Source organism: Streptomyces sp. MS19 (genome assembly GCF_047200595.1).
Lineage (GTDB): Bacteria > Actinomycetota > Actinomycetes > Streptomycetales > Streptomycetaceae > Streptomyces.
Window position 1 is genome coordinate 80,468 of record NZ_JBJZOH010000005.1, and the last position, 22,697, is coordinate 103,164.

Consider the following 22,697-nt stretch of genomic DNA (forward strand, 5'->3'; position numbering starts at 1 on the left):
ACTTCGGCCAACATTCCGACAACTTCGCTTTGCGAATGATCACTTGTGCGACACAGCGGCCTAGGATCGCGGAGCCTCAGGTTCGTCCCTCTCCCCCTGGAGAAACACGCACATGCGCATACCCCTTGCCCTGGCGGCCCTCGCGACCGGCGCCGCCGTGGCCGTCGCGAACGCCCCGGCCGCCGGCGCCGCGACGGCCACCGCCGTCTCCACGGGCATCGACCCGGTCTTCACCGACTCCCCCCTGCCGCCCGGCGACGGCGGCCAGTTGCTCGGCTCGGAGCAGGTCGGCCCGTGGACCACCTGGGCGTTCGGCATGCACCGCAGCGAAGGTACGCGCGACACCCCGCTCCTCTACAGTTACGACGCCCGCTCCGAAAAGGGCTGGGAGGAGGTCGCGCTGCCTCCGGCCGGCGGCCGCGACAGCAACAACGAGATCAACGACGCCGCCGTCGTCCCCGGTTCCGCGGGTGAGGACGCCTGGCTCGTGGGCCTCGCCGACCTCGGCGCGGACGCCGACGTCCTGACCATGCACCTGTCCGGCGGCACCTGGCAGACTCTGCGCGCGCCACTGCCGCCGAAGGCCGAGTCCGGCGGCTTCTCGGCGGTGTCCGCGCTCGCCGCCGACGACGTGTGGGCGGTCGGCTGGGCCGAGATCGTCGACAGCCGCGTACCCGACCCGCGCAAGCCGGGCGGCGAGATCGTCACCTCGCACGTCGAGGCCGTCCTCGAACACTGGGACGGCACCGCCTGGCGGCTGGCGGACCTGCCGGACGCCGCCGGCCTCACCGTGAGCAGCCTGCTCACGCCCGCCCCCGGCGAGCTGTGGATCGGCGGCTGGGACGCCGACGGCGACCCCGCGGTGCGGCACCTGGAGGACGGCGCCTGGACGTCCGCCGACCTGCCCGACCTGCCGGGCGAGTACGGCGAGCTGTACGGACTGACGGCGGGCCCCGACGGGACGCTGTGGGCCACCGGCCGCAGCTTCGCCTACGACGTGGACTGGCAGCCGGACGACAACGGCGACCGCGCCCTCGTCCTGCGCCGCACCGGCGGTACGTGGGAACGGGTCGCCACCCCCGCGTCCGCCGGGCGCGTCGACGACATCGTGGTGACCGCCGGCGGCATCACCGCCGTGGGCGAGCGGTACGACAACCACAGCGGCTTCCTGCTGCGGCTGCGGGGCGACAGCTGGAGCACGCCCGCCCTCCCGCCGGCCGGGCCCGGCCACCGCTGGTTCAACGGCATCTCGGCCGACCCCGACGGGCGGCTCACGGTGGTGGGCGCCACGGCGGACGCGGAGACACCCTGGATACAGCAGCCGCTGGTCCTCAACGGCTGGTCCTGAGCCGTACGCCCCGGGGGCGCACCACCGGTCGCCCCCGGGGCCGAACCGCGCCACAGTGGTTCTAGCGGTCAGCAGTCAGCGGTCAGCGGTCACGAGAGGGAGGTGCGCCCATGGTCCGGCCGATCACGGTGGGGGCGGACGGCAGTCCGCAGAGCGCTGCCGCCGTCGAGTGGGCCGCGCGCGAAGCAGGGCGGCGCGGTCTCGGCCTGCACCTGGTGCACGCCTGGGTGGACGAGTCCCTGTACATGGGGACGGTGCCGGACGGCGGGGACGGTGAGCGGCTGCTCGCGGAGGTGGCGCGCGAGGTCTGCGCGCGCCACCCGGACCTGGCCGTCACGACCGAGCTGCTGGCGGAGACCGCGACGGCGGGGCTGATCGAGAAGGCGGACGGCGCCGAGGTGATGGTGCTCGGCTCGCGCGGCCGTACGCCCGTGATGGGCTTCCTGCTCGGCTCGGTCGGGCTGCCCGTGGTGGCGCACAGCAAGCGGCCCGTCGTCCTGGTGCGCGCCGGGACGGACGACGAGGGGGACGAGGTCGTCGTCGGCCTGCGGGACCTCGGGCCGCCGGGGGACGCGCTGCTCGGGCTCGCGTTCGCCTCGGCCGTGCCGCGCGGCGCGGCCGTGCGGGCGGTGCGCGTGTGGGGCGGGGCGCCGTCGCTGTTCGGCTCCGACCTGCCGGAGAACCTGGAGGACCGCGACGCGTACGCCGACGCGGAGGCGCGGGAGACGGCGGCGCTGGTGGAGGCGCTCGCGCCGTGGCGCCTCCAGTACCCGGACGTGCCGCTGATCGAGGACGTGCGCTTCGGGAACGCGGCGGAGGAGCTGCTGCGCGCCGCCTCGGTGAGCGCGGCGCTGCTGGTGGTGGGGCGGCGCACGAACCGGTCGCTGCTGAGCATGCGCGTCGGGTCGGTGGCGCACGCGGCGCTGCACCACGCCCCGTCGCCGGTCGCCGTGGTGCCGTACGAGCGGCACGGCGGGTAGGGCCCGTTGCCGGGGGTCAGCACCGCAGGCCGATGATGCCCCAGCCGCGCCCCGCGGCCCGGGTGACGACGTCGCCCCATGCGGCGACCAGTGCCTCGAACGCGGCGAAGTCGGGTATCCAGCCCGCGGGATCGGCGTCGGCGTACGTGTCGAAGGCGGGCCGCAGGGAGGGCAGTTCCGGCTCGACGCGGGTCCAGTGGCGGCGGAACACGGCCACGTCCCCGGGTGGGCACGAGAGCAGCGTGTCCGTGCCCCAGCGCTCCGCCCGAGGCGGCACGGACGGGGTGAAGGGCGGGTCGGCCCCCTCGCCGTCCCAGTTGTGCTCGCCCCAGAACAGGTGGGCGCTGAACTCGTCGAAGGCGAGGCGCAGTCCGGGTGCCACGGCGTGGCGCATCCTGTCCCAGCGCTCCCCCGCCCAGAAGTGCGGCTTGTACGAGGTGAGCGTGCCCCGGAACTCGTAGCGCTCGTACCACGTGGCCCCTTCGGGGCGGCTCCACCCCTCGGGGGGATCGAAGTCGGGGTCGTCCGGGTCGCCGAAGGCCGCCACGCCGAGCAGCTCGCCCCTGCGGTCGGCGGGCGCCGCCCGCAGGTGGGCGAAGTCGGCGATCAGGACCTCGATGCACACACCCACGCGGCGAGCCTACGCCCGGGGCGTGGCCGCGTGCCGGCCGGTGGGGCGGGGCCGGCGGGCGGTCCCCGGGACGCGGCGGTCACTCCGGCAGGGGCAGCACCGTCTCCTCGCCCGGCTCGACCTCGACCGTCCGCTCGCCGAGCCGCACCCTGGCCGGTGCCTCCTCCCACTCGGGGACGGACACCTTCACCTCGCCGGGGCGCATGTGCAGCCGGACCTCGACGCCCCGGAAGCGCACCGAGAACGCGTACTCCGACAGCTCGGGCAGCGGAGCCGGGTCGAGCCACAGCGCGCCCTTGCGCGTCTCCAGGCCGGTCAGCCCGCGCTGCACGAGGTCGAGGGTGCCCGCCATCGCGCCGAGGTGGATGCCCTCGGAGGTGGTGCCGCCCTGGATGTCACAAACATCGCTCGCCAGCGCGTCTTGCATATAGGACCACGCCTTCGCGTGCCGGGACCGGCCCAGGACCCAGGCGTGCACGACGCCGCTCAGCGTCGAGCCGTGGCTGGTGCGGTCCAGGTAGTACGCGACGGTGTCCCGCCAGGTGTCCTCGTCGAAGGAGGTGTAACCGAGATGGTGGAAGACGGCGACGAGTTCGCGCGGCTGGAAGAGGTAGCCGAGCATGACGGTGTCCGCCTGCTTGGACGCCTTGTAGCGGTTGACCGTGTCGTGCTCGGACTCCAGGATGCGGTCCAGGCGGCGGATGTCGCCGTACTTCTTGCGGTAGCCCTCCCAGTCCAGCTCCTCCAGGTCGCCATAGCCATCGAACTGGCTGATCACGCCCTCGTGGAACGGCACGTACAGGCGGCGCGAGATCTCGTCCCACTCGTCCGGTTCGCCCTCGGCCATGCCGATGCGCTCGAACACCTCGCCGCGCCGCGACACCGGCAGGGTCCTGGCGACGCGGACGGCGTGCGCCAGCACCCAGGACGCGGTGACGTTGGTGTACGCGTTGTCGTCCAGGCCCGACGTGTCCCGGTCGGGATAGCCGTCGTGGTACTCGTCGGGGCCGAGGACACCGAGGATGCGGTAGCGCTCGTGCTGCCGGTCGTAGACGGCCGAGTCGGCCCAGAAGCGGGCGATCTGGAGCAGCATCTCGGCGCCGCGCGAGTGCGCGAACTCGACGTCGCCCGTCACCTGCCCGTACCGCCACACGTTGTAGGCGACCGCCGAGCCGACGTGGTGCTGGAGCCGCGAGTTGTCGGGCAGCCAGCGGCCGGAGCGCGGGTTGAGGTGGACCTCGGGCGTCTCCTCGCGGCCGTCGCTGCCGCTCTGCCAGGGGTACATCGCGCCCGCCCGGCCGATCGCGTGCGCCGAGCGGCACGCCTCGGGCAGCCGCCGGTAGCGGTAGTTGATCAGCGCCTTCGACAGGTCGGGGAAGTGGAGGTTCAGATACGGCAGGACGAACAGCTCGTCCCAGAAGACATGGCCCCGGTACGCCTCGCCGTGCAGACCGCGCGCGGGCACGCCGACGTCCAGCTCGGCCGTGTGCGCGGGCGAGAGCGTGGCGAGCAGGTGGAAGAGGTGGACGCGCAGGATGTGGCCCGGCTCGCCGGGCACGTCGAGCGCGGCGTGCCGCCACAGCCGGTCCCACGCCATGCGGTGCGAGCCGAGCAGGTCGGCGTACGCGGGGGCGCGGCGTACGCGCTGGAGCGCCGCGGACTGCGGGCTGCTGATCGCGGGGTCGCGGGACGTGTGCAGCGCGACGGTCTTCTCGACGGCGGCGGGCCGGTCCGGCGCGATGGGCAGGTCCATCACCTGTCCGACGCGGAAGTCGGAGCGGTGGGTCCTGATGTCCTCCCGGCGGATCTCGGGCTCGACGCGGGTGCGGGCGGCGACCACGACGCGGATGTCCGACTCGTTCGTGCGGCAGCGCAGCCAGACGGTCGCGGGGTCGGTCTCGTCGCCGCCGGTGTGCAGCGAGGTGAGGTGGTGGTCGGCGAGGTCGCTGTAGCGGGGGACGCCGGTGTTGCCGATCGAGCCGTCGATCGCCGACTCGATCTGGATCGCGCCCGTCCAGTCCTCGGCGACGAACGCGGTGCGCAGCGCGGCGAGATGGGGGTCGCCCATGTGGACGAGGCGGGACTGCTCGACGCGGGTGTGGCGGCCGTGGGCGTCGCGGTAGCGGAAGCGGCGCTCCAGCGTGCCGCTGCGCAGGTCGAGCCACTGCCGGTACTCCAGCAGTTCGCCCCCGGCCGCGCCGTCCGGGGTGAACCAGTCGCCGTCCGGGCCGTCCTCGGGGCGGACGCGGAAGCGCAGGACCAGCCAGTTGGGCAGGTTCACCATGTCCTCGTGCTCCAGCCTGCGGCCGGCGAGGAGGGTGGGGGCCCGGTTGTAGAGCCCGGCGGCGTACGTGCCGGGGTAGTGGACGCCGTCGGCGATCGTCTCGGGGGCGGCGCCACGGGTGGCGAGATAGCCGTTGCCCAGGGTGCACAGGGCCTCGCGCAGAGGCTCGGCCTCCGGGTCGTAGCCGTCGTACGCCCATTCCCACGCGGAGTCCGTCATCCGCCGCCACCTCCCGCGTCGGCGCCGACGAGTTCGCCGAGGTCGCGGACGACGATGTCGGCGCCGTGCTCGCGCAGGTCGTCCGCGCTGGTCGCGCTCCGCGTGCGGTCCACGCCGACGACCAGGCCGAAGCCGCCGCGGCGGCCCGCCTCGACGCCGGACAGCGCGTCCTCCACGATGGCGGCCTCCCCGGCCGGGACCGACAGGCGGCGCGCCGCCTCCAGGAAGAGCGCCGGGTCCGGCTTGCCCGCGAGGCCGAGGCGCGCCACGTCATTGCCGTCCACGACGGTCTCCAGCATGGAGCGGACACCGGCGTGGGCGATCAGGTCGCGCGCGTGGCGTGAGGAGGAGATGGCGGCGCAGCGCACACGGGCGCTGTGCAGCGCGAGCAGCAGCCGTACGGTGCCCGGGTACGCCTCCAGGACGCCCTCGTCGAGCACGCGCATGAAGATCCGGTCCTTCATCGCGGCGACGGCGCAGACAGTGTCCGTGCCCGGTTCGTCGTCCGGCTCCCCGTAGGGCAGGTCCATGTCCCGCGCGGCGAAGAAGGCGGCGGCGCCGTCGAGGCGTGACTTGCCGTCGACGTACCGCCGGTAGTCGTCCTCCTGGTCGAACGGCGGATCGACGCCCGGTACGGTGTCGAACGCCTCCTTCCAGGCGGTCGCGTGCGCGCGCGCCGAATCGGTGATCACTCCATCGGTGTCGAACACCACGGCCCGGCAGTCCCAAAGCTCCGGCACAGCCACCACACCGCCTCCCGGACGTCGGTCTGTCGCCTTCGTTCCATGGGACCCCGGGCACGGCCGTCCCGCAAACGGGCGACGGCTCAGCAACCGGTCGCGAGCCGCAGCCGGTGGCCGGTCACGCTGACCGGGCGCAGCCTGACCCACAGCTCGCGCTCGCCGCGCACCCAGCGGCGCCCGCCGGTCGCGGCGGCGAGGCGGGCCGTCTCGTCCTCGTCGGTGACCGGGGTGGCGCGGCCGAGGATCTGGACGCTCCAGCCGACGCCCTCGGCGCCGTCCAGCATGTCCACCTCGAACGCGATGTCGCTGTCGAGGGAGGGCGGCGCGTCGGTGCTCGTGCGGAAGACGACGGCGCCCTCGATCAGGCGGTAGCCGGCGGGGACGATGGCGGGGCCGTCCGGGGTCGTGACGGCGACCCTGCCGACGGAGTGGCGGGCGACGAGGTCGTAGCACTCGTCGCTGTCGAGGGCGACGAGCTCGACGGCGCCCGCCGGGTGCGGCGCGGCCCCGGCGAGGGGGCGGGCGCCGCGCAGGTCGGCCACGGTCGTGTCGAGCGCGCGGGCGACGCGGGTGAGCGAGTCGAGTGTCGGCGACGCCGGGCTTTCCTCCAGGTAGCGGAGGTACTGGGGCGCGACGCGGGCGCGGTGGGCCACGTCCTCGCGGCTGAGGCCGAGTTCCTCGCGGCGCATGGCGACGCGGCGGCCGACGTCACCGCGGTGGGTGCGCGTACCCGTACCCGTGCCCGTGCCGCCGTGCGCCGTACCCTGTGCGTGCCTTGCGCGGCCTGCCATGGTGACCACCTCTCCGCTCCGTGACCGGCGCCCCCGGCCGGCCCGACGACCGGCGCTCCTCCCAGCCTTCACCCGGCTCGCGGGACACGCGCGCCGGGGCGCGTCCCGTGCTGGTGGCGCGTGCGGTTGTCAAGTGCCCCGGAGCAATGTCAGCCATTCCCGGGGGACCCATGGGGACGGCGGCGCCCCGGTGGTGCCCGTGCCGCACGGCCACCCGCCGCCCGTCCCGGCGGTGCGGGCGGCGAGGTGCCGGGAACTGCGCGGTCGGCCGGCCCGCCCGTGCGCCGGGCGGCCGGGACCGTGCGCGTTCCCGGGGTCCGGCTGCCCCGGCGCGGCGGTGCCATGCGCGTGATCCACCGTCAGTTTCCGGCCGTGCGCCCCCCGGACGCGCTGGGCGCACACCAAGGTTGTGGCCCGTTTCCACTGTGCCCTCGGACGCCATGCGGTCACGCTATGACGGGAGATCACCACACCATGTGATGAGAGCCATGATGAGAGGTGAGGTCACGTGAACACGACAGCGACGCCGTGCGCGGACACCAGGACCGTCGACCGCGCTGCCGCTCCGGCCGCGCGTCCCCGGCGGGAGTGCGGGCGATGAGCGACACCGAGCAGTCCCCCACGCAGCGCAACCCCGACCGCCGTCCCGAGCTGGAGGACCTGCTGCGCGAGGCGAACGCCCTCAGCCGCGCGGACCGCCGCGCCAAGGGCGGCGACACCACGCGCCCGCTGCCCCCGGCCTAGGGTCTGCCCGGCCCCTCCGGCGTTCCCCCGTGCGGGTGAACTCGTACGGGTGAGGGCGCGTACGCGTGGTCGTGCCTCCCGCCGCCCGGCGCGTGAACGGCGAGGGCGGGAGGCGGGGCGGGGCGGGGTGGTCAGAACGTGTCGTACGGCCAGCCGTCCGTCGTGTGGACGACGTAGTCGGGCCGGGTGCGCACGGTCGCGTCGCGCAGGCGGCGCAGCACCGTCGCGCGGTCCGGCGGATCGATGCCGAGGGCGCGCACGGCGGCCCGCTGCCGCGCCGGGTCGAAGCCGGTCACGACATCGCGGAAGTCGTCCTCCAGCACGTCGAGTTCGGTCTCCCCCGGGGTCGCCGGGGCGCCGGGCCGCAGGTAGCGCAGGCAGTCCTGCCAGTAGGGGACCCGGGCGAGCAGTTCCAGGGCCTCGCGGAGGTTGTCCGCGATCAGCCCGCTCTGGCCTTCCGGGGAGGTGTAGAGGACCGGGCGTTCGGCCGCGTCCCGATCACCGCACAGGAAGTACGTGCCGCCCGTGGCGCAGCCGGCGATCGGCGTGAGGGGCCCGCCGGACGAGAGGTGCAGGTCCTCGGCGGGCTGCCGGCGCGTCACGTCGAAGGCGCAGGGGCCCTCCAGGTACGCGGACAGCGCCGCGTCGTTCTCGATCCGGGCCAGCAGAACGGAGTCGTCAGCCATGGGGGCAACGTATCCGTCCACCCGTTCGACTCCGCAAGGGGGCGGTGGCTGCGCGGCTAGGGTGACCGCCATGTCCGGTGATCTCCTCCGCATCGTGTCCCGTTCCTCTCCCATGGCCCTGGCGCAGGTCGAGCGTGTGCGCGCCGAACTGGCCGCGCTGCGCCCCGGGGTGCGCACGGAGGTCGTGCCGGTGACCACCTCGGGCGACCGGTGGACGGGCGATCTGGGCGCGCTGGGCGGCAAGGGCGCGTTCACCAAGGAGGTGGACGCCGCGCTCCTGGCGGGCGGGGCGGACCTCGCGGTGCACTGCATGAAGGACGTGCCCGCCGACCGGCCACTGCCGCCGGGCACCGTGTTCGCCGCCTACCTGCGGCGCGACGACATCCGCGACGCCCTGGTCCACCCCGGCGGGCTGGCCCTCGGGGAGCTGCCGGACGGCAGCAGGATCGGCACGTCGTCGGTGCGGCGGCGCGCGCAGCTCGCGGCGTCGTACCCCGGGCTGGTGTGCGTGCCGCTGCGGGGGAACGTCAACCGCCGCCTGGAGAAGCTCGCCGCCGGTGCGGCCGACGCGCTGCTGCTCGCCGTCTCGGGACTGGCGCGGATCGGGCGGTCCGGGGTGGCGTCGCAGGTGCTGGGCGTCGAGGAGATGTGCCCGCCGCTGGGCGCGGGGGTGCTCGGCCTCCAGTGCAGGGCGGACGACGACCGGGTGCTGGAGATGGTGTCGGGTCTCGGCGACCCGGGCGCGTGGCGGGAGATGACGGCGGAGCGGACGTTCCTGCATGTGCTGCGCGGGCACTGCAACAGCCCGATCGCGGGCTACGCGCGGGCGGAGCGCGACGGGCGGCTGCAACTGTGGGGGCGGGTGTTCTCGCCCGACGGCAAGACGGTGCTGGACGCGCACGAGTGGGCGGGGCCGCTCGACCCGGAGGCGCTGGGCATGTCGGTGGCGGTGGCGCTGCTGCGGCAGGGGGCGCGGGACGTCATCGACGCCATCCCGCACTGACGCCGCGCGGCCCTCACGGGGTGGTGACGCGGAACACCGGGTGGTTCGGGGCGATGCGGCGCAGCTCCTCGTCGGAGGACTTGGGGCCGACACCGTCGAAGAAGACGCCGACCTCGGCCTTCCAGCGCGTGAGGTAGGCGCGCAGCAGTTCCGGCTTGTCGTCGTCGGCGACCTCGGTGGCGGTGAAGTCGGTGGCGCGCTTGCCGAGGATGAGCTGTCCGCCGCCCGCCGCGCGCATGTTGTGGGTCCACTGGACGTGGCCGCGCGGGGCGACGAGGTACTGCGCGCCGTCCACCGTCAGGAGGTTGACCGGCGTGCGGCGCCAGGTGCCGCTCTTGCGGCCCTTGACGGCGAGGACGCGGGAGCCCCAGACGCTCAGGCCCCTGCGGGTGAGCCAGGAGACGGCGCGGTTGAGCACGTGGACGGTGAACCAGCCGGGCTTGCGCAGGTGGGGGGTGGCTTCGCCGCTCATGGTGGACGCCTCTCGGTGACTGTTCTCGTGAGCACTGCTCTCGGTCTGGAGCAACAGTGACACATGCGCGGCGCGAATGCAAGAGCAGTGCTCACGTCTTGGTGCACCGCTCCGCGCGGTGGCAGACTGGCCGCCATGAGTGCCATCGAAGGAGCCAGGGCGAGGGCCAGGCGTGAGATCAGCACGGCCATCAAGGAGGAGGCGCGGCGCGGACTCGCCGCCGAGGGGCCCACGAAGCTGTCGCTGCGCGCGGTCGCGCGGGAGCTGGGCATGGCGTCGTCCGCGCTGTACCGCTACTTCCCGAGCCGGGACGACCTGCTGACCGCGCTGATCACGGACGCCTACGACGCGATGGGCGGGGCGGCCGAGGGCGCCCTCGCCGCCGCGCCGCGCGAGGACCCGGCGGCGCGCTGGGTGGCCGTGTGCGCGGCCGTACGGGAGTGGGCCCTCGCGCACCCGCACGAGTTCGCGCTGGTGCACGGCACCCCCGTGCCCGGCTACGCGGCGCCGCAGACGACATCGGCGGCGGGCTCCCGCGTACCGCTCGCCCTGCTCGCGCTGGCGCTGGACGCGCACGCGGACGCGCTGCTCGCGCCGCCGTCGTGGGACCCGCTGCCGCGGGACGTGCGGGCGGAGGCGGAGCAGCTGGCGGAGGAGTACGCGCCGGGGCTGCCCGCGCCGGTGATGGCGGCGGTGGTGGCGGCCTGGGCGCAGCTGGTGGGGCTGGTGAGCTTCGAGGTGTTCGGGCAGTACACGGGCGTGGTGACGGCGCGCGACGAGTTCTTCGCGCACGCGGTGGGGCGCCTGGGCGCGGACATCGGGCTGGCGAGCACGCGCGGCGGGGTCCCCGAGGAGTGAGCGCGGCAGCCTGAGGACGGTGGCGTGAGCGGTACGCCCCTCCCCCGTCGCCTTCGAAGGGGCGGAGGGAGGGGCGTACGGCCGGGCGGGCGGGTGCCTATGCCGCCGTGCAGGCGGTGCCGTTCAGGCTGACGGTCGGCGGCGTGTACTGACCGCCGTTGTCCGTCTGGAAGCCGAATCCGATCGTGCCGCCCGCGCCGACGTTCCCGTTGTACGGGGCGTTGGCGGCGGTGACGGTCGCGCCGGACTGGCTGAACACGGCGTTCCACCCGCTGGTGACGCGGTGCCCCGACGGCAGGGCGAAGGTGGCCGACCAGCCGTTGACGGCCGCCGTCGTGCGGATGCCGACCTCGACGACGGAGCCGGCGTTCCAGCGGCTGGTCACCCGCCAGGTGACCTGGCAGGGCCCGGCGGGCGGGTCCGGGTCGCCGGGGTCGCCGCCGCCCGGCTCGCCGCCGAGGGCGGTGAGCATGGCGCCGAACGCGGGCTTGGCCTGGTAGTTCTGGTCGTACAGGCAGGCCGCGCCCTGTCCGTCGAAGACGCCGGGGACCCACGAGTCGGCGTCGCTGAAGCCCCACACGGTGATGCCCCGGCAGGCGGAGACGGCGAGGCAGGTCCGCGTGACGGAGGCGAACTGCGCCGCCTGCCGCTGGAGCTTGGCGCTGTCCGCCGGCAGGTTCATCCGGATGTCCAGCTCCGTGATGACCACTTCGAGGCCCAGGTCGGCGAACCGCTGGAGGTTGGTCTGGAAGGTGGACGGGATCTGGTCGAGGATGAAGTGCGACTGGAAGCCGACGCAGTCGATGGGCACGCCCTGCGACAACAGCGAGGAGACGAGGTTGTACAGCCCGTTGCTCTTCGCGCCGACGCCCTCGGTGTTGTAGTCGTTGATGCACAGCTTGGCGTCCGGGTCGGCCGCGCGCGCGGTCCTGAACGCGGTGCCGATGAAGCCGGAGCCGAGGGTGTCCGAGAAGACCGAGGAGCGCAGCGTCCCGTCCTCGTTGAACGCCTCGTTCACCACGTCCCAGTACGCGACGTCGCCCTCGTAGTGGTCCATGACGGTGGTGATGTGGTTGTTCATGACCTGGGTCAGCTGTGTCTGGTTGAAGCCGCCGTTGGCGACCCAGCCGGGCAGCTGGCTGTGCCAGACGAGCGTGTGGCCCCAGACCTGCTGGCCGCCCGCCTGCGCGAAGTCGACCAGGCGGTCGCCCGGCGCGAAGTTGAAGGAACCGCGCGACGGCTCGATCGCGTCCCACTTCATGACGTTCTCGGCGGTGACGCTGCTGAACTCGCGGCTCGCGATGCCGGTGTACGTGCCGTTGCCGAGCCGGCCGTCCGCGACGGCCGTGCCGACGAAACGGCCCTGCTCCTCGGCCGCGTCGCGCAGGGTGGCGGCCGCGGCGCCCGGCTCGGCGGCCGGCGGCTGGGCGGCCTGTGCGGCGCCGGTCACCAGGGAACCGGAGAGCAGCGCCGCCGAGGTCGCGAGGACGACCGCGGCTCTGCGCACCAGGGGAATCATCGTGGTGCCCCTCTCGTTTGTCATGCCCCCGCAGGCTGACGGGACCGTTCTACGGTCGCCCCTGGGCACCGTCAACCCTTCCGGAATAATGTTGAAAAACTTCCGGGTCTTCGGGTGCGAAAGATGAGGGTTTTGGATGAGTGCGGAGCGCAAGGTCACGATCACGGCCATCGCGCGGGAGGCCGGGGTCTCGGTGCCCACGGTCTCCCGGGTGGTCAACGGCCGGTCGGACGTGGCACCTGAGACCCGCGCCAAGGTCGAGGAGCTGCTGCGGCAGTACGGCTACCGGCGGCGCGCCCACGCGCCCGGCGACCGGGCCGCCCTGCTCGACCTGGTGTTCAACGACCTCGACAGCCCGTGGGCGGTCGAGATCATCCGGGGCGTCGAGGAGGTCGCGCACGACGCGGGCGTGGGCACGGTCGTCTCGGCCATCCACGACCGCGCGGGCGCGGCGCAGCAGTGGATGACCAACCTGCGGGCGCGCGCGTCGGACGGCGTGATCATGGTGACGTCGGTGCTCGAACCCGGCCTGCACAAGGAGCTGCACCGCCTCGGGGTGCCGCTGGTCGTCGTGGACCCGGCCGGGTCGCCCGCGCTGGACGCGCCGACCGTGGGCGCGACCAACTGGGCGGGCGGCCTGGCGGCGACCGAGCACCTGCTCGGCCTCGGCCACCGGCGGATCGGCTTCATCGCGGGGCCGCCGCGCCTGCTGTGCAGCCGGGCGCGGCTCGACGGCTACCGGGCCGCGCTGGAGTCGGCGGGCGTGCCGGTGGACGAACGCCTCACCGTGCCGGGCGACTTCTACCATGAGTCGGGTTTCCACGGCTGCGGACGGCTGATGGACCTGGACGAGCCGCCGACCGCCGTCTTCGCGGCCAGCGACCAGATGGCGATGGGCGCGATCGAGGCGCTGCGGCAGCGCGGGCTGCGGGTGCCGCAGGACGTGAGCGTCGTCGGCTTCGACGACCTGCCGGAGATGCGCTGGTCCGCGCCGCCGCTGACGACGGTGCGGCAACCGCTCGCGGAGATGGGGAAGGTGGCCGCGCGCACGGTGCTGCGGCAGGCGCGCGGCGAGGAACTCGACTCGCCCCGCCTTGAGCTGGCGACCGAGCTGGTGGTGCGTGCCTCCACGGCGCCGCCCGCCGCACGCTGACCCCGGCCGTCCCCGCCCCCGCCCCCGCCCTCACACCGGCACCGGCACCGGCGAAAGAGCGTTCTTCCGAAAGCATCCGCAACACCGGGGCCCCCGCGGCGGTACGCGCCCACGCGCCGCCGCCCCCACCGGTTCGTCCGGCACGCGCCCGCCTCCTCCCAGGTCACGGCCCCGCGCGGGGCCCGCTCCGCCCTGCCCGCACGCGGACGGCCCCGGCGGCAACGGACGCCCGTGACCGTCTTGTTGCCGCGCACACCGTTGACGCGCACCGCGCCCGGACGTACTTTGCTTCGGCACTGGTCCGATAATTATCGGTGATCTTCCGGAAGGTATGCGACGATGCAAAGCCTCGAATCCCTGCGGCCCGGCGGCGCGAGCCGCAGGTTCCGCGCGACCCTGACCAGCGCCGTCGCGTGCGTCCTCGCGGCCTCGGGCCTCGCGGCGTGCGGCAGCGACGGACCCGGCGGCCGCGGCGGCGACACGCTGGAGGTGTGGGTCTACCAGGACGGCTCGACGCGGCTCCAGGAAGAGCTGGTGGAGCAGTTCAACGAGACGTCGGACATCGACATCAACCTGACGCAGATCCCGGGCGAGAACTACCAGGAGCGCATGCGCACCGCCATGGGCAGCCCGAACGCCCCCGACATCTTCTTCAACTGGGGCGGCGGCAGCATCAGCGACTTCGTGGCCGAGGACATGCTGGTCGACCTGACCGACGTGCTCGCGGACGACCCGGAGTTCGGCGGCGCGTTCATCCCCGCCATCCTCGACGCGGGCGCGGTGGACGGCCGGCACTACGGCGTACCGATGCGCGGTGTGCAGCCGGTCATCCTCTTCTGGAACCGCACGCTGTTCGAGGAGGCCGGCGTCGAGGCCCCGCAGGACTGGGACGACTTCCGCTCCCTCGTCGGCACCTTCGCCGACCGCGACATCACCCCCGTGGCCCTCGGCGGCGCCGACACGTGGACCGAGCTGATGTGGCTGGAGTACCTGCTCGACCGCTTCGGCGGCGCCGAGGTGTTCGACGCCATCAGGAACGGCGACCCGGCGGCCTGGGGCGACCCGGCCGTCCTCACCGCCGCGCAGGAGATCGCCTCGCTGGTGGACGACGGCGCGTTCGGCAACAACTTCCGCTCCGTCGCGTACACGAACGACGGCGTCTCCACCTTCTTCGCCCAGGGCGGCGCCGCCATGCACCTGATGGGCAGCTGGGAGTTCGCCAACCAGCTCGCGAACCAGCCGGAGTTCGCCGCCGACGACCTCGCCTGGGCGCCGTTCCCCGCCATCGCGGACGGCGCGGGCGACCCGGCGTCCCTGGTCGGCAACCCCACCAACTACTGGTCGGTCAACGCGGACGTCGAGGGCGAACGGCTCGACGCGGCCATCGAGTTCCTGAAGCTGCACGGCGGCGAGGACTACGCCCGTTCCCTCGTCGCGAACGGCGACATCCCCACCACCACCGGAGCCGAGGCGCTCCTGGACGAGGCGCCCGAGCCCGAGTACGCGCGCTTCCAGTACGACATGGTCGAGAACGCCCCCAGCTTCACGCTCTCCTGGGACCAGGCGCTCCCCGCCCGGCAGGCCACCCCGATGCTCGACGCGATCGAGCAGCTCTTCGGCGGGCAGCTCAGCCCCGAGGAGTTCGTCGCGGCGATGCAGGAACTGTAGGCGGAGCCGGTGAAGGAGAGTACGTCCCTCCCACCCCGTACGGGTCGCCCAGGCCTCGCCTGGGCGATCCCCGGTGTGCTGTTCTTCGCGTTCTTCGCCGTCGTGCCGCTGGTGATGGTGGCCTACCTGTCGTTCACCGACTGGGACGGCCTGAGCGACCCGTCGTGGACCGGCCTCGACAACTGGTCGCGGCTGTGGGACGACGACGGGATGCGCAACGCCGTCTGGCTCAGCCTGCTGCTCACCGCCCTGACCTGGCTGATCCAGACGCCGATCGCCCTGCTGCTCGGCGTGTGGTCGGCCGGGCGCCAGCGGCACAGGGCCGTCATGTCGGCGATCTTCTTCCTGCCGCTGCTGGCCTCGTCCGTCGCCCTCGCGCTGCTGTGGCGCACGCTGTTCGACCCGAACCTCGGGCTCGCCGCCGACGTCGCCGAGTGGTTCGACCTGGACACGGCCGACCTGCTGGGCACGTCGCGCGGCGCGTTCGCGGCCGTCCTGTTCGTCACGAGCTGGCAGTTCGTGCCGCTGCACATGCTGATCTACCAGGGCGGCGCACGGCAGATCCCGCGCTCGCTCTACGACGCGGCGTCCATCGACGGCGCGGGCACCGTGCGGCAGTTCTTCAGCATCACGCTGCCGCAGCTGCGCAACACCGTCGTGACGTCCTCGGTGCTGATGGTCGTCGGCGCGCTGACGTACTTCGACACGGTCCTCATCCTCACGCGCGGCGGGCCCGGCGACGCCACGGCCATCGTGCCGTACCTGATGTACGAAGAGGGCTTCCGCGCGTTCGACCTCGGCTACGCCAGCGCCATCGCGGCCGCCCTGGTCGTCGTCGCCACCGCCACGTCCCTGCTGCTGGTGCGCCTGACCGGCTTCAGCAGGATGCGCAGCACCCGGGAGGGCATGTGACACCGACCGCATCCGTGAGCCCCCCGCGGGTCCGGCGCGCCGCGCGGTGGCGCCGGTTCAACTGGGCGGGAACGCTCGGCGCGCTGATCTGGCTGGTCATCGTCGTCGTGCCGCTCTACTCCATGGTCAGCTCCACCCTCCAGACACGGCCCGAGTACCTGGACAACGGCCCGCTCGCCCTGCCCACCGACCCCGGGCTCGGCAGCTACCGGCAGGTGCTGGAGGGCGACTTCCCGCGCTACCTGCTCAACACCGCGATCGTCACCGTTTCCTGCGCCGCGATCGTCATCGCGCTGGCCGTGACGGTCAGTTACGTGGTGGTGCGCAACCGCAGCCCGTGGTCCCGCCGCACGTTCCAGCTCTTCCTGCTCGGGCTCGCCATCCCGTCCCAGGCGGTGATCATCCCGGTCTACTGGATCATCACCGAACTCCAGCTCTACGACACCCTGCTGGCCGTCATCCTGCCCACCGCCGCGTTCTCGCTCCCGGTGAGCGTGCTGATCCTGGTGGGCACCATGCGGGACATCGACGAGGAGATGTACGAGTCGATGGCGCTGGACGGCGCGGGCCCGGCCCGGATGCTGGTGCAGCTCGTCGTGCCCGTCGCCCGTGCCGGGATCTCCACGGCCGGGGTGTTCGCGGCGCTGAACGCCTGGAACGGCTTCCTGTTCCCGCTGATCCTCACCCAGTCCCGGGAGTCCCGGGTCCTGACCCTCGGCCTGTACGACTTCGTCGGCGAGTTCCGCGTGGACATCCCCGCGCTGCTCGCCGCCGTGGTCCTGTCGATCGTGCCGATCTTCACCGCGTACCTGTTCGCCCGCCGCCAGCTCATCAACGGGCTGATGGGCGTCGGCGGACGCTGAACGGCCCGGCCAGGACCGCACGCGGACCCGCGCGGACGCCCACGCGCAGACAAAGGAGCCTCATGCAGCACCACCCATGGCAGGACACGTCACTCCCCGCGGGGACCCGGGCGGCGGACCTGCTCGCCCGTCTCACGCTGGAGGAGAAGCTCGCCCAGCTCGGCAGCGTGTGGCCCGGTTCGGAGTCGGACCCGGGGGAGGCCGCCGCGGCGCAGGAGCCGGGCGGCGAGGAGGGGGCCGACGTCGCCCCGATGCAGGGGGAACTCACCGCCTCGACGCCCGCGCCCGACACGGTGATCGCCCACGGACTCGGCCAGCTCACCCGCCCGTTCGGCACCGCCCCGGTCGATCCGCTGGAGAAGGCGCGCGCGCTCGCCGACGAGCAGCGGCGCGTCGCCGGCATCAGCCGCTTCGGCATCCCCGCGCTGGTGCACGAGGAGTGCCTGACCGGCTTCACGGCCTGGCGCGCCACGGTCTTCCCCACGCCGCTCGCCTGGGGCGCCTCCTTCGACCCCGGGCTGGTCGAGGAGGCGGCGCGGCTCATCGGCGCGTCGATGCGCGACGTCGGCGTCCACCAGGGTCTCTCCCCCGTGCTCGACGTGCTGCGCGACCCGCGCTGGGGCCGCACCGAGGAGTCCATCGGCGAGGACCCGTACCTCGTCGCCACCATCGGCACCGGGTACGTGCGGGGCCTGGAGTCCGTGGGCATCATCGCCACGCTCAAGCACTTCGCCGGGCACGCCGCCTCCCGCGGCGCCCGCAACCACGCGCCCGTCTCCATCGGCCCGCGCGAGCTGGCCGACGTGATCCTCCCGCCGTTCGAGATGGCGCTGCGCGAGGGCGGCGCGCGGTCCGTCATGAGCGCCTACCACGACATCGACGGCGTGCCCGCCTCGGCCGACGGCTGGCTGCTGACGGAACTGCTGCGCGACCGCTGGGGCTTCACCGGCACCGTCGTCTCCGACTACTTCGCCGTGTCGTTCCTCGAACTGACCCACCGCGTCGCCGACTCCCCCGCCGAGGCCGCCGCCCTCGCCCTGACCGCCGGGATCGACGTCGAACTGCCCGCCCAGCGCTGCTACGGCGAGCCGCTGCTGAAGGCGGTGCGCTCCGGCGAGTTCCCCGAGGACGTGGTGGACCGCTCGGTGCTGCGCGTCCTCACGCAGAAGGCGGAGCTGGGCCTGCTGAACCCCGGCTGGAGTCCTGTACCGCCCGCGCTGGAGGCGGAAGACCCGGCCGTGGACCTGGACCCGCCGCACATGCGCGCCGTCGCCCGCAGGCTCGCGGAGGAGTCCGTCGTCCTGCTGGCGAATCCCGACGGCGCGCTTCCCCTGGCCGGTACGTCCCGCATCGCCGTCGTCGGCCCCCTCGCGGACAACCCCGCGCCCATGCTCGGCTGCTACACCTTCCCGCGCCACGTCGGCGTGCAGCACCCCGAACTCCCCCTCGGCATCGCCGTGCCCACGCTGCTGGAGTCGCTGCGCGCCGAACTCCCCGGCGCCACCGTCGAACACACATCCCCCGCCGGGGCGTCCGGGGCCGACGTGTGCGTGGTCGTCGCCGGTGACCGCTCCGGCCTGTTCGGGCGCGGCACGTCGGGCGAGGGCTGCGACGCCGCCGATCTCGAACTGCCCGACGCACAGGGCGAGCTGATCGACGAGGCCCTGGCCACCGGAACGCCCGTCGTCCTGGTGCTGCTCACCGGCAGGCCATACGCGCTGGGCCGCTGGGCGGACCGGCTGGCCGGGTGCGTGCAGGCGTTCTTCCCCGGCGAGGAGGGCGGCGGCGCCGTCGCGGGCGTACTGTCCGGACGCGTCAACCCGTCGGGGCGGCTGCCGGTCGGCGTGCCGCGCCACCCCGGCGGCCAGCCCGCGCCGTACCTCGCTCCGCCGCTCGGCCAGCTGGGCGATGCCAGCAACATCGACCCCACCCCGCTGTACAGCTTCGGGCACGGCCTGTCCTACACCGAGTTCACATGGGGCGACGCCGTGGCCGAGCACGACACCGTCCCCACCGACGGCGGCACCACGGTACGGCTGACCGTGACCAACACCGGTGACCGCGCGGGCACAGAGGTCGTCCAGCTGTACCTGCACGACCCGGTCGCCCGCACCACGCGGCCCGTGCACCGCCTCATCGGCTACGCCCGCGTTCCCCTCGAAGCCGGCGCGTCCGCCGAGGTGCGGTTCGGTTTCCACACCGACCTGACCGCGTACACCCTCGCGCCGGGCCGTCGCGTCGTGGACGCGGGGGCGGTCGAACTGCGCCTCGGCCCCTCCGGCGGCTCGATCCTGCGCACCGTGCCGCTCACCCTCGTGGGACCCGCCCGTACGGCGGGCGACGACCGCAGGATGCGCACGGAGACGGACGTCAGCCCCCTCCCGGCGGACCCGCACGGCTGAGCAGGCCCACCGCCCCGGTACAACGGCGTACCGGGGCCCCGCCGCACGCCGTTCCCCGCCGGACGGCGCCCGACGGGGCTACCCTGGGCAGCATGGCCTGGACGGTGCGCGACATCCCCGACCTCAAGGGCCGCACGGCGGTCGTGACCGGCGCCAACAGCGGCCTCGGCTACGTCGTCGCGCGCGAACTGGCGCGCCGCGGCGCGGGAACCGTGCTCGCCTGCCGCAGCCGGGAGCGCGGCAGGGCGGCGCTGGAACGGCTGCGCGGCGAGGTCCCCGAGGCACGCGCCGAACTGCGGCTGCTCGACCTGGCCGACCTCTCCTCGGTCCGCGCGTTCGCCACCCAGTGGCGCGGCGAGCGGCTCGACCTGCTGGTGAACAACGCGGGGCTGATGGCGGTGCCGCGCGGCACGACGGAGGACGGCTTCGAGACGCAGTTCGGCGTCAACCACCTCGGCCACTTCGCGCTGACCGGGCTGCTCCTGCCGTCCCTGCTGGCCGCCCCGGCGCCGCGCGTCGTGTCGGTCTCCAGCATGGCGCACCTCGCCGCGAACGTGGACTTGTCCGACCCGCACGCCGAACGCCGCTACCTGCGCTGGGTCGCGTACGCCCGGTCCAAGTCGGCCAATCTGATGTTCACCCACGAACTGGCCCGCCGCGCCCGGCACACCGCCCTCGTCGCCGCCGCCGCGCACCCCGGCTGGGCCGCCACCGAACTCCAGACCAAGGGCCCCCGGATGGCGGGCAGCGCCGTGCAGGAACGTGCCGCCCGCGCCCTCAACGCGCTCGTCGGCTCCGCCCCCGAGGCGGGCGCCGCGCCGGTACTCCACGCGGCGACCGCGCCGGACGTCGCACCCGACGGGTACGTCGGGCCGCGCGCGGCCACCCGGGGCGGCGCGGGGAGGACCTGGCGCGCCCCCTGGACGACGAACGACGCCATGACCGCGCGCCTGTGGACGGTCTCCGGGGAACTGACCCAGGTGACCTACGACTTCCCGGCGCCCCCCTCCTCCCCTTGACGGGCCCGGCGCGCCACCCCCCGCCCGCTGTTATCGTCAGCGGATCGGATGGATGACTTCCCTGGGGGGCGACATGAGTGCGCAGTGCTGGAGCTGCCGTCAGCGGCCGGCCACCGCGCCCGACGGCAGGTGCCGGGAGTGCGTGAGCGGCGCGGTGGCCGCTCAGCCGACCATGGCCGACGGGCGGCCGCTGGCACCGCCCCCGGCCGCCCCCGGGCCGCCGCCGGGGGCACAGCCGACAGCACAGCCGACAGCGCAGCCGGCAGCGCAGCCGGGGTCATACCCAGGGGCGCACCCGGGGACGCAGCCGTTCGCCGCGCCGCCCGCGCCCGGCTACGGGTACCCGGGCCGGCCGGCCCCGTTCCCCGGCCAGCCGGGTGGCATCCCGCAGCTGCCGCCGCAGTTCGGCAGCCCGCGCGGCCTGGCCATCGCCCTGTACGCCCTCTTCGGCGTCGCGATCGTCATCTGGTTCGCGGGCTTCGGCACGGGCGCCGGGATGCTCAGCACGCTGGACGACCTGGAGAGCCCGAACGCGCTCTTCATCGACTTCCAGGACGCGCAGGACACGCTGGACGGCTGGCAGGCCGTGGGCGTCCTCCGCCTCCTGCTGACGATCGCGATCGGCATCGTGTTCGTCATCTGGTTCCACCGGGTGCGGGTGAACGCCGAGCTGTTCGACCCGGCCGGGCAGCGCCTGAGCCGCGGCTGGGCGATCGGCTCCTGGTTCGTGCCGGTGATCTTCTTCTGGTTCCCCAAGCAGATCGCGAACGACGCCTGGCGCTCCAGCACCCCCTGGGGCGGGCACGCGCGGCTCGGCGTGCTCACCGCGTGGTGGCTCCTGTGGGTGGCGACCTGGGTCACCGGCTTCTCGACGTTCTCCCCGGACGACGACGGCCGCATCGACCCGGACGAGTACGACGACATCCGCGTCGACGCGATCATCACGATCGTCAACGGGCTGGTCGGCGTCGCCGCGGCGATCCTGGCCATCATCGTCGTGCGGCAGATGACGCAGCGGCAGCTGGTCAAGTACGCGCAGGGGCCGCAGCCCTGGACGCAGACGCCCGGGATGTACGCGGGCCCGCCCGCCGGGCCGCGGCCGGGCGCGTACCCGGGCTTCCCGCAGCAGTCCCAGCCGCAGCACCAGCCCCAGCAGCAGCCGGGGCAGCAGCCCCCGGCCTCGCCGCCGCCCCCGTTCTGACACCGCGTCCGGGCCGTCACGGGCGGCCCGGCACGGACTTCCTCCCCCCGGGGCCGGATCTCCCCGACGCGTGCAATACTCTGCGCCGTTCGCTGAGATCCGTACAACCGGGGGGATTTTCATGGCGCTTGCCCTCGCCATAGTCGGGCTGGCCGCGCTCGCCGCGGCCGTCGTCGTGCTGCTGCGGTCACGCCGCAGAGCCGCCCCGAAGGCGCCGCCGCCACCGCGCGACCCCTTCGCCCCCGACCAGGACACCGGCGGCGACCCGCGCACGCTGAAGGCGGGCGACATGGTGGAGTACCTCGGCGAACAGCTCTTCGTCCGCGGCTCGCTGCGGCTGTCGGAGGGCGGCTTCAGCTGGTCGGAGCACTTCGTGGACGCCATGAACGGGACCGGCGCGGGGCGCCGCTGGATCTCCGTCGAGGAGGACCCGGACCTGGAGGTCGTGCTCTGGACCGAGTACACCGGCGCCGGCCTCAGGCCGAGCGAGCGCACCCTGACCGTCGAGGGCGTCACGTACCACCGCACCGAGCACGGCACCGCGACATACCGCTCCGAGGGCACCACCGGTCTCGCCGCCACCGGCCGCGTCGAGTACGCCGACTATGAGGGCCCGCACGGCCGTTCCCTCTCCTTCGAGCGCTTCCCCGGCGCGGGCGGCGCGGCGGGCTCCTGGGAGGCGTCGCTCGGCGAACGCGTCCCCAACGGCACGCTCACCATCTACCCGGGCGGTGACGCGTGAGCGCCCGTACCCGCGTACGGGCCGCCGCCGCCCTGCTGGCCGGCGCGCTGCTGGCCACCGGCTGCGGCGGCGACAGCGACCCCGACCTGCCCATGTCGTGGATCAAGGACCACTACCCGGAGGACCCGGACCGGTCGCCCGACTACTACATCGACGAGCGGGACACCCCGTCCATCGTCGCCGACGAGATCGAGGGCGAACGCGCCGCCATGGACCGCCTGGTCAGCGACTCCATGGTCTTCCTGCGCTACGACAACCACCTCGTCGCCATAGAGCCGCGCACCGCGCCCGACCACGGCAGCCGGATCGACGTGGACACGTACGCGTCCGGCCGGTCCCGGTACAGCTCGTACGTCGGCTCCCACTGGCCCGCGGCCCAGAGCCGCAGCGGCAGCGACTTCCGGGGCGGCGGCCCCGGCTCCGGCAAGTGAGCCGGGCGCACCACACCACCGCCGTCCG

21 protein-coding genes are annotated in these 22,697 nt (G+C 73.9%); 14 read left to right on the forward strand and 7 right to left on the reverse strand.

Annotated elements, in window-relative coordinates:
- The first annotated feature begins 112 nt into the window (after nucleotides 1-112).
- Together ACL02R_RS07260 and ACL02R_RS07265 are read left to right on the forward strand one after the other, a co-directional pair.
- On the forward strand, nucleotides 113-1,348 hold the full coding sequence (locus tag ACL02R_RS07260) for a hypothetical protein (RefSeq protein ID WP_412796025.1): 1,236 nt from the start codon (nucleotides 113-115) through the stop codon (nucleotides 1,346-1,348).
- A 110-nt stretch (nucleotides 1,349-1,458) separates the two neighbouring features.
- Entirely contained in the window at nucleotides 1,459-2,328 is an 870-nt protein-coding gene (locus tag ACL02R_RS07265; protein ID WP_362955935.1) for a universal stress protein, read from the forward strand.
- A 16-nt stretch (nucleotides 2,329-2,344) separates the two neighbouring features.
- On the opposite strand, the gene ACL02R_RS07270 is transcribed toward ACL02R_RS07265, so the two are convergent.
- The 4 genes from ACL02R_RS07270 to ACL02R_RS07285 form a co-directional block, all read right to left on the reverse strand.
- Entirely contained in the window at nucleotides 2,345-2,959 is a 615-nt protein-coding gene (locus tag ACL02R_RS07270) for a hypothetical protein (RefSeq protein ID WP_412796026.1), read from the reverse strand.
- A gap of 79 nt (nucleotides 2,960-3,038) precedes the next feature.
- Nucleotides 3,039-5,462: a glycoside hydrolase family 65 protein gene (locus ACL02R_RS07275; protein WP_412796027.1), complete on the reverse strand. Its 2,424-nt coding sequence runs from the start codon at nucleotides 5,460-5,462 to the stop codon at nucleotides 3,039-3,041.
- Nucleotides 5,459-6,202 carry an HAD family hydrolase gene (locus ACL02R_RS07280; protein WP_412796028.1) on the reverse strand — a complete coding sequence of 248 codons (744 nt, stop codon included), beginning with the start codon at nucleotides 6,200-6,202 and terminating at the stop codon, nucleotides 5,459-5,461. The genes ACL02R_RS07275 and ACL02R_RS07280 overlap by 4 nt, the downstream gene beginning before the upstream one ends.
- A gap of 86 nt (nucleotides 6,203-6,288) precedes the next feature.
- A complete protein-coding gene (locus tag ACL02R_RS07285; RefSeq protein WP_412796029.1) occupies nucleotides 6,289-6,996 on the reverse strand; it encodes a helix-turn-helix domain-containing protein in 708 nt (235 codons plus the stop codon).
- Nucleotides 6,997-7,593: 597 nt separating this feature from the next.
- Between ACL02R_RS07285 and ACL02R_RS07290 the strand changes: the two genes are divergently transcribed.
- Nucleotides 7,594-7,740, forward strand: a complete 147-nt coding sequence (locus tag ACL02R_RS07290; RefSeq protein WP_412796030.1) for a hypothetical protein — start codon at nucleotides 7,594-7,596, stop codon at nucleotides 7,738-7,740.
- A 131-nt stretch (nucleotides 7,741-7,871) separates the two neighbouring features.
- On the opposite strand, the gene ACL02R_RS07295 is transcribed toward ACL02R_RS07290, so the two are convergent.
- Nucleotides 7,872-8,426, reverse strand: a complete 555-nt coding sequence (locus ACL02R_RS07295) for a hypothetical protein (protein ID WP_412796031.1) — start codon at nucleotides 8,424-8,426, stop codon at nucleotides 7,872-7,874.
- 70 nt (nucleotides 8,427-8,496) lie between these two features.
- Here ACL02R_RS07295 and hemC point away from each other — a divergent pair, with 70 nt between their 5' ends.
- Nucleotides 8,497-9,429, forward strand: a complete 933-nt coding sequence (hemC, locus tag ACL02R_RS07300) for a hydroxymethylbilane synthase (protein WP_412796032.1) — start codon at nucleotides 8,497-8,499, stop codon at nucleotides 9,427-9,429.
- 13 nt (nucleotides 9,430-9,442) lie between these two features.
- Here the strand turns inward: hemC and ACL02R_RS07305 are convergent, their stop codons facing one another.
- Nucleotides 9,443-9,901 (reverse strand): nitroreductase family deazaflavin-dependent oxidoreductase, encoded by a 459-nt coding sequence (locus ACL02R_RS07305; RefSeq protein ID WP_412796033.1) that lies wholly within the window; start codon nucleotides 9,899-9,901, stop codon nucleotides 9,443-9,445.
- A gap of 135 nt (nucleotides 9,902-10,036) precedes the next feature.
- Here ACL02R_RS07305 and ACL02R_RS07310 point away from each other — a divergent pair, with 135 nt between their 5' ends.
- Nucleotides 10,037-10,759: a TetR/AcrR family transcriptional regulator gene (locus ACL02R_RS07310; protein WP_412796034.1), complete on the forward strand. Its 723-nt coding sequence runs from the start codon at nucleotides 10,037-10,039 to the stop codon at nucleotides 10,757-10,759.
- Nucleotides 10,760-10,856: 97 nt separating this feature from the next.
- Here the strand turns inward: ACL02R_RS07310 and ACL02R_RS07315 are convergent, their stop codons facing one another.
- Nucleotides 10,857-12,302 (reverse strand): endo-1,4-beta-xylanase, encoded by a 1,446-nt coding sequence (locus ACL02R_RS07315; RefSeq protein WP_412796035.1) that lies wholly within the window; start codon nucleotides 12,300-12,302, stop codon nucleotides 10,857-10,859.
- Between the two features lie 112 nt (nucleotides 12,303-12,414).
- Here ACL02R_RS07315 and ACL02R_RS07320 point away from each other — a divergent pair, with 112 nt between their 5' ends.
- From ACL02R_RS07320 to ACL02R_RS07360, 9 genes are all read left to right on the forward strand, one after another.
- Nucleotides 12,415-13,431 carry a LacI family DNA-binding transcriptional regulator gene (locus tag ACL02R_RS07320; RefSeq protein ID WP_362955906.1) on the forward strand — a complete coding sequence of 339 codons (1,017 nt, stop codon included), beginning with the start codon at nucleotides 12,415-12,417 and terminating at the stop codon, nucleotides 13,429-13,431.
- A 339-nt stretch (nucleotides 13,432-13,770) separates the two neighbouring features.
- On the forward strand, nucleotides 13,771-15,099 hold the full coding sequence (locus ACL02R_RS07325) for an extracellular solute-binding protein (protein WP_412796036.1): 1,329 nt from the start codon (nucleotides 13,771-13,773) through the stop codon (nucleotides 15,097-15,099).
- 9 nt (nucleotides 15,100-15,108) lie between these two features.
- Complete coding sequence (locus tag ACL02R_RS07330) at nucleotides 15,109-16,011, forward strand: carbohydrate ABC transporter permease (RefSeq protein ID WP_412796037.1); 903 nt, start codon at nucleotides 15,109-15,111, stop codon at nucleotides 16,009-16,011.
- Between the two features lie 14 nt (nucleotides 16,012-16,025).
- A complete protein-coding gene (locus ACL02R_RS07335) occupies nucleotides 16,026-16,874 on the forward strand; it encodes a carbohydrate ABC transporter permease (RefSeq protein ID WP_412796038.1) in 849 nt (282 codons plus the stop codon).
- A 62-nt stretch (nucleotides 16,875-16,936) separates the two neighbouring features.
- Nucleotides 16,937-19,276, forward strand: a complete 2,340-nt coding sequence (locus ACL02R_RS07340; RefSeq protein WP_412796039.1) for a beta-glucosidase — start codon at nucleotides 16,937-16,939, stop codon at nucleotides 19,274-19,276.
- Nucleotides 19,277-19,368: 92 nt separating this feature from the next.
- A complete protein-coding gene (locus tag ACL02R_RS07345) occupies nucleotides 19,369-20,295 on the forward strand; it encodes an oxidoreductase (protein ID WP_412796040.1) in 927 nt (308 codons plus the stop codon).
- Nucleotides 20,296-20,437: 142 nt separating this feature from the next.
- On the forward strand, nucleotides 20,438-21,496 hold the full coding sequence (locus ACL02R_RS07350; protein WP_412796041.1) for a DUF4328 domain-containing protein: 1,059 nt from the start codon (nucleotides 20,438-20,440) through the stop codon (nucleotides 21,494-21,496).
- Nucleotides 21,497-21,617: 121 nt separating this feature from the next.
- Nucleotides 21,618-22,238, forward strand: a complete 621-nt coding sequence (locus tag ACL02R_RS07355; RefSeq protein WP_412796042.1) for a DUF4178 domain-containing protein — start codon at nucleotides 21,618-21,620, stop codon at nucleotides 22,236-22,238.
- Nucleotides 22,235-22,669 (forward strand): DUF4247 domain-containing protein, encoded by a 435-nt coding sequence (locus ACL02R_RS07360; protein WP_412796043.1) that lies wholly within the window; start codon nucleotides 22,235-22,237, stop codon nucleotides 22,667-22,669. Before ACL02R_RS07355 ends, ACL02R_RS07360 begins: the two co-directional genes overlap by 4 nt.
- Nucleotides 22,670-22,697 lie beyond the last annotated feature (28 nt).

What these genes read in the sequence shown, in the direction of transcription:
- ACL02R_RS07260 (WP_412796025.1), top strand. Translation starts at nt 113, where the DNA reads ATGCGCATACCCCTTGCCCTGGCGGCCCTCGCGACCGGCGCCGCCGTG.
- ACL02R_RS07265 (WP_362955935.1), top strand. Translation starts at nt 1,459, where the DNA reads ATGGTCCGGCCGATCACGGTGGGGGCGGACGGCAGTCCGCAGAGCGCT.
- ACL02R_RS07275 (WP_412796027.1), bottom strand. Translation starts at nt 5,462, where the DNA reads ATGACGGACTCCGCGTGGGAATGGGCGTACGACGGCTACGACCCGGAG.
- ACL02R_RS07285 (WP_412796029.1), bottom strand. Translation starts at nt 6,996, where the DNA reads ATGGCAGGCCGCGCAAGGCACGCACAGGGTACGGCGCACGGCGGCACG.
- ACL02R_RS07290 (WP_412796030.1), top strand. Translation starts at nt 7,594, where the DNA reads ATGAGCGACACCGAGCAGTCCCCCACGCAGCGCAACCCCGACCGCCGT.
- ACL02R_RS07295 (WP_412796031.1), bottom strand. Translation starts at nt 8,426, where the DNA reads ATGGCTGACGACTCCGTTCTGCTGGCCCGGATCGAGAACGACGCGGCG.
- hemC (WP_412796032.1), top strand. Translation starts at nt 8,497, where the DNA reads ATGTCCGGTGATCTCCTCCGCATCGTGTCCCGTTCCTCTCCCATGGCC.
- ACL02R_RS07305 (WP_412796033.1), bottom strand. Translation starts at nt 9,901, where the DNA reads ATGAGCGGCGAAGCCACCCCCCACCTGCGCAAGCCCGGCTGGTTCACC.
- ACL02R_RS07310 (WP_412796034.1), top strand. Translation starts at nt 10,037, where the DNA reads ATGAGTGCCATCGAAGGAGCCAGGGCGAGGGCCAGGCGTGAGATCAGC.
- ACL02R_RS07315 (WP_412796035.1), bottom strand. Translation starts at nt 12,302, where the DNA reads ATGACAAACGAGAGGGGCACCACGATGATTCCCCTGGTGCGCAGAGCC.
- ACL02R_RS07320 (WP_362955906.1), top strand. Translation starts at nt 12,415, where the DNA reads ATGAGTGCGGAGCGCAAGGTCACGATCACGGCCATCGCGCGGGAGGCC.
- ACL02R_RS07325 (WP_412796036.1), top strand. Translation starts at nt 13,771, where the DNA reads ATGCAAAGCCTCGAATCCCTGCGGCCCGGCGGCGCGAGCCGCAGGTTC.
- ACL02R_RS07340 (WP_412796039.1), top strand. Translation starts at nt 16,937, where the DNA reads ATGCAGCACCACCCATGGCAGGACACGTCACTCCCCGCGGGGACCCGG.
- ACL02R_RS07345 (WP_412796040.1), top strand. Translation starts at nt 19,369, where the DNA reads ATGGCCTGGACGGTGCGCGACATCCCCGACCTCAAGGGCCGCACGGCG.
- ACL02R_RS07355 (WP_412796042.1), top strand. Translation starts at nt 21,618, where the DNA reads ATGGCGCTTGCCCTCGCCATAGTCGGGCTGGCCGCGCTCGCCGCGGCC.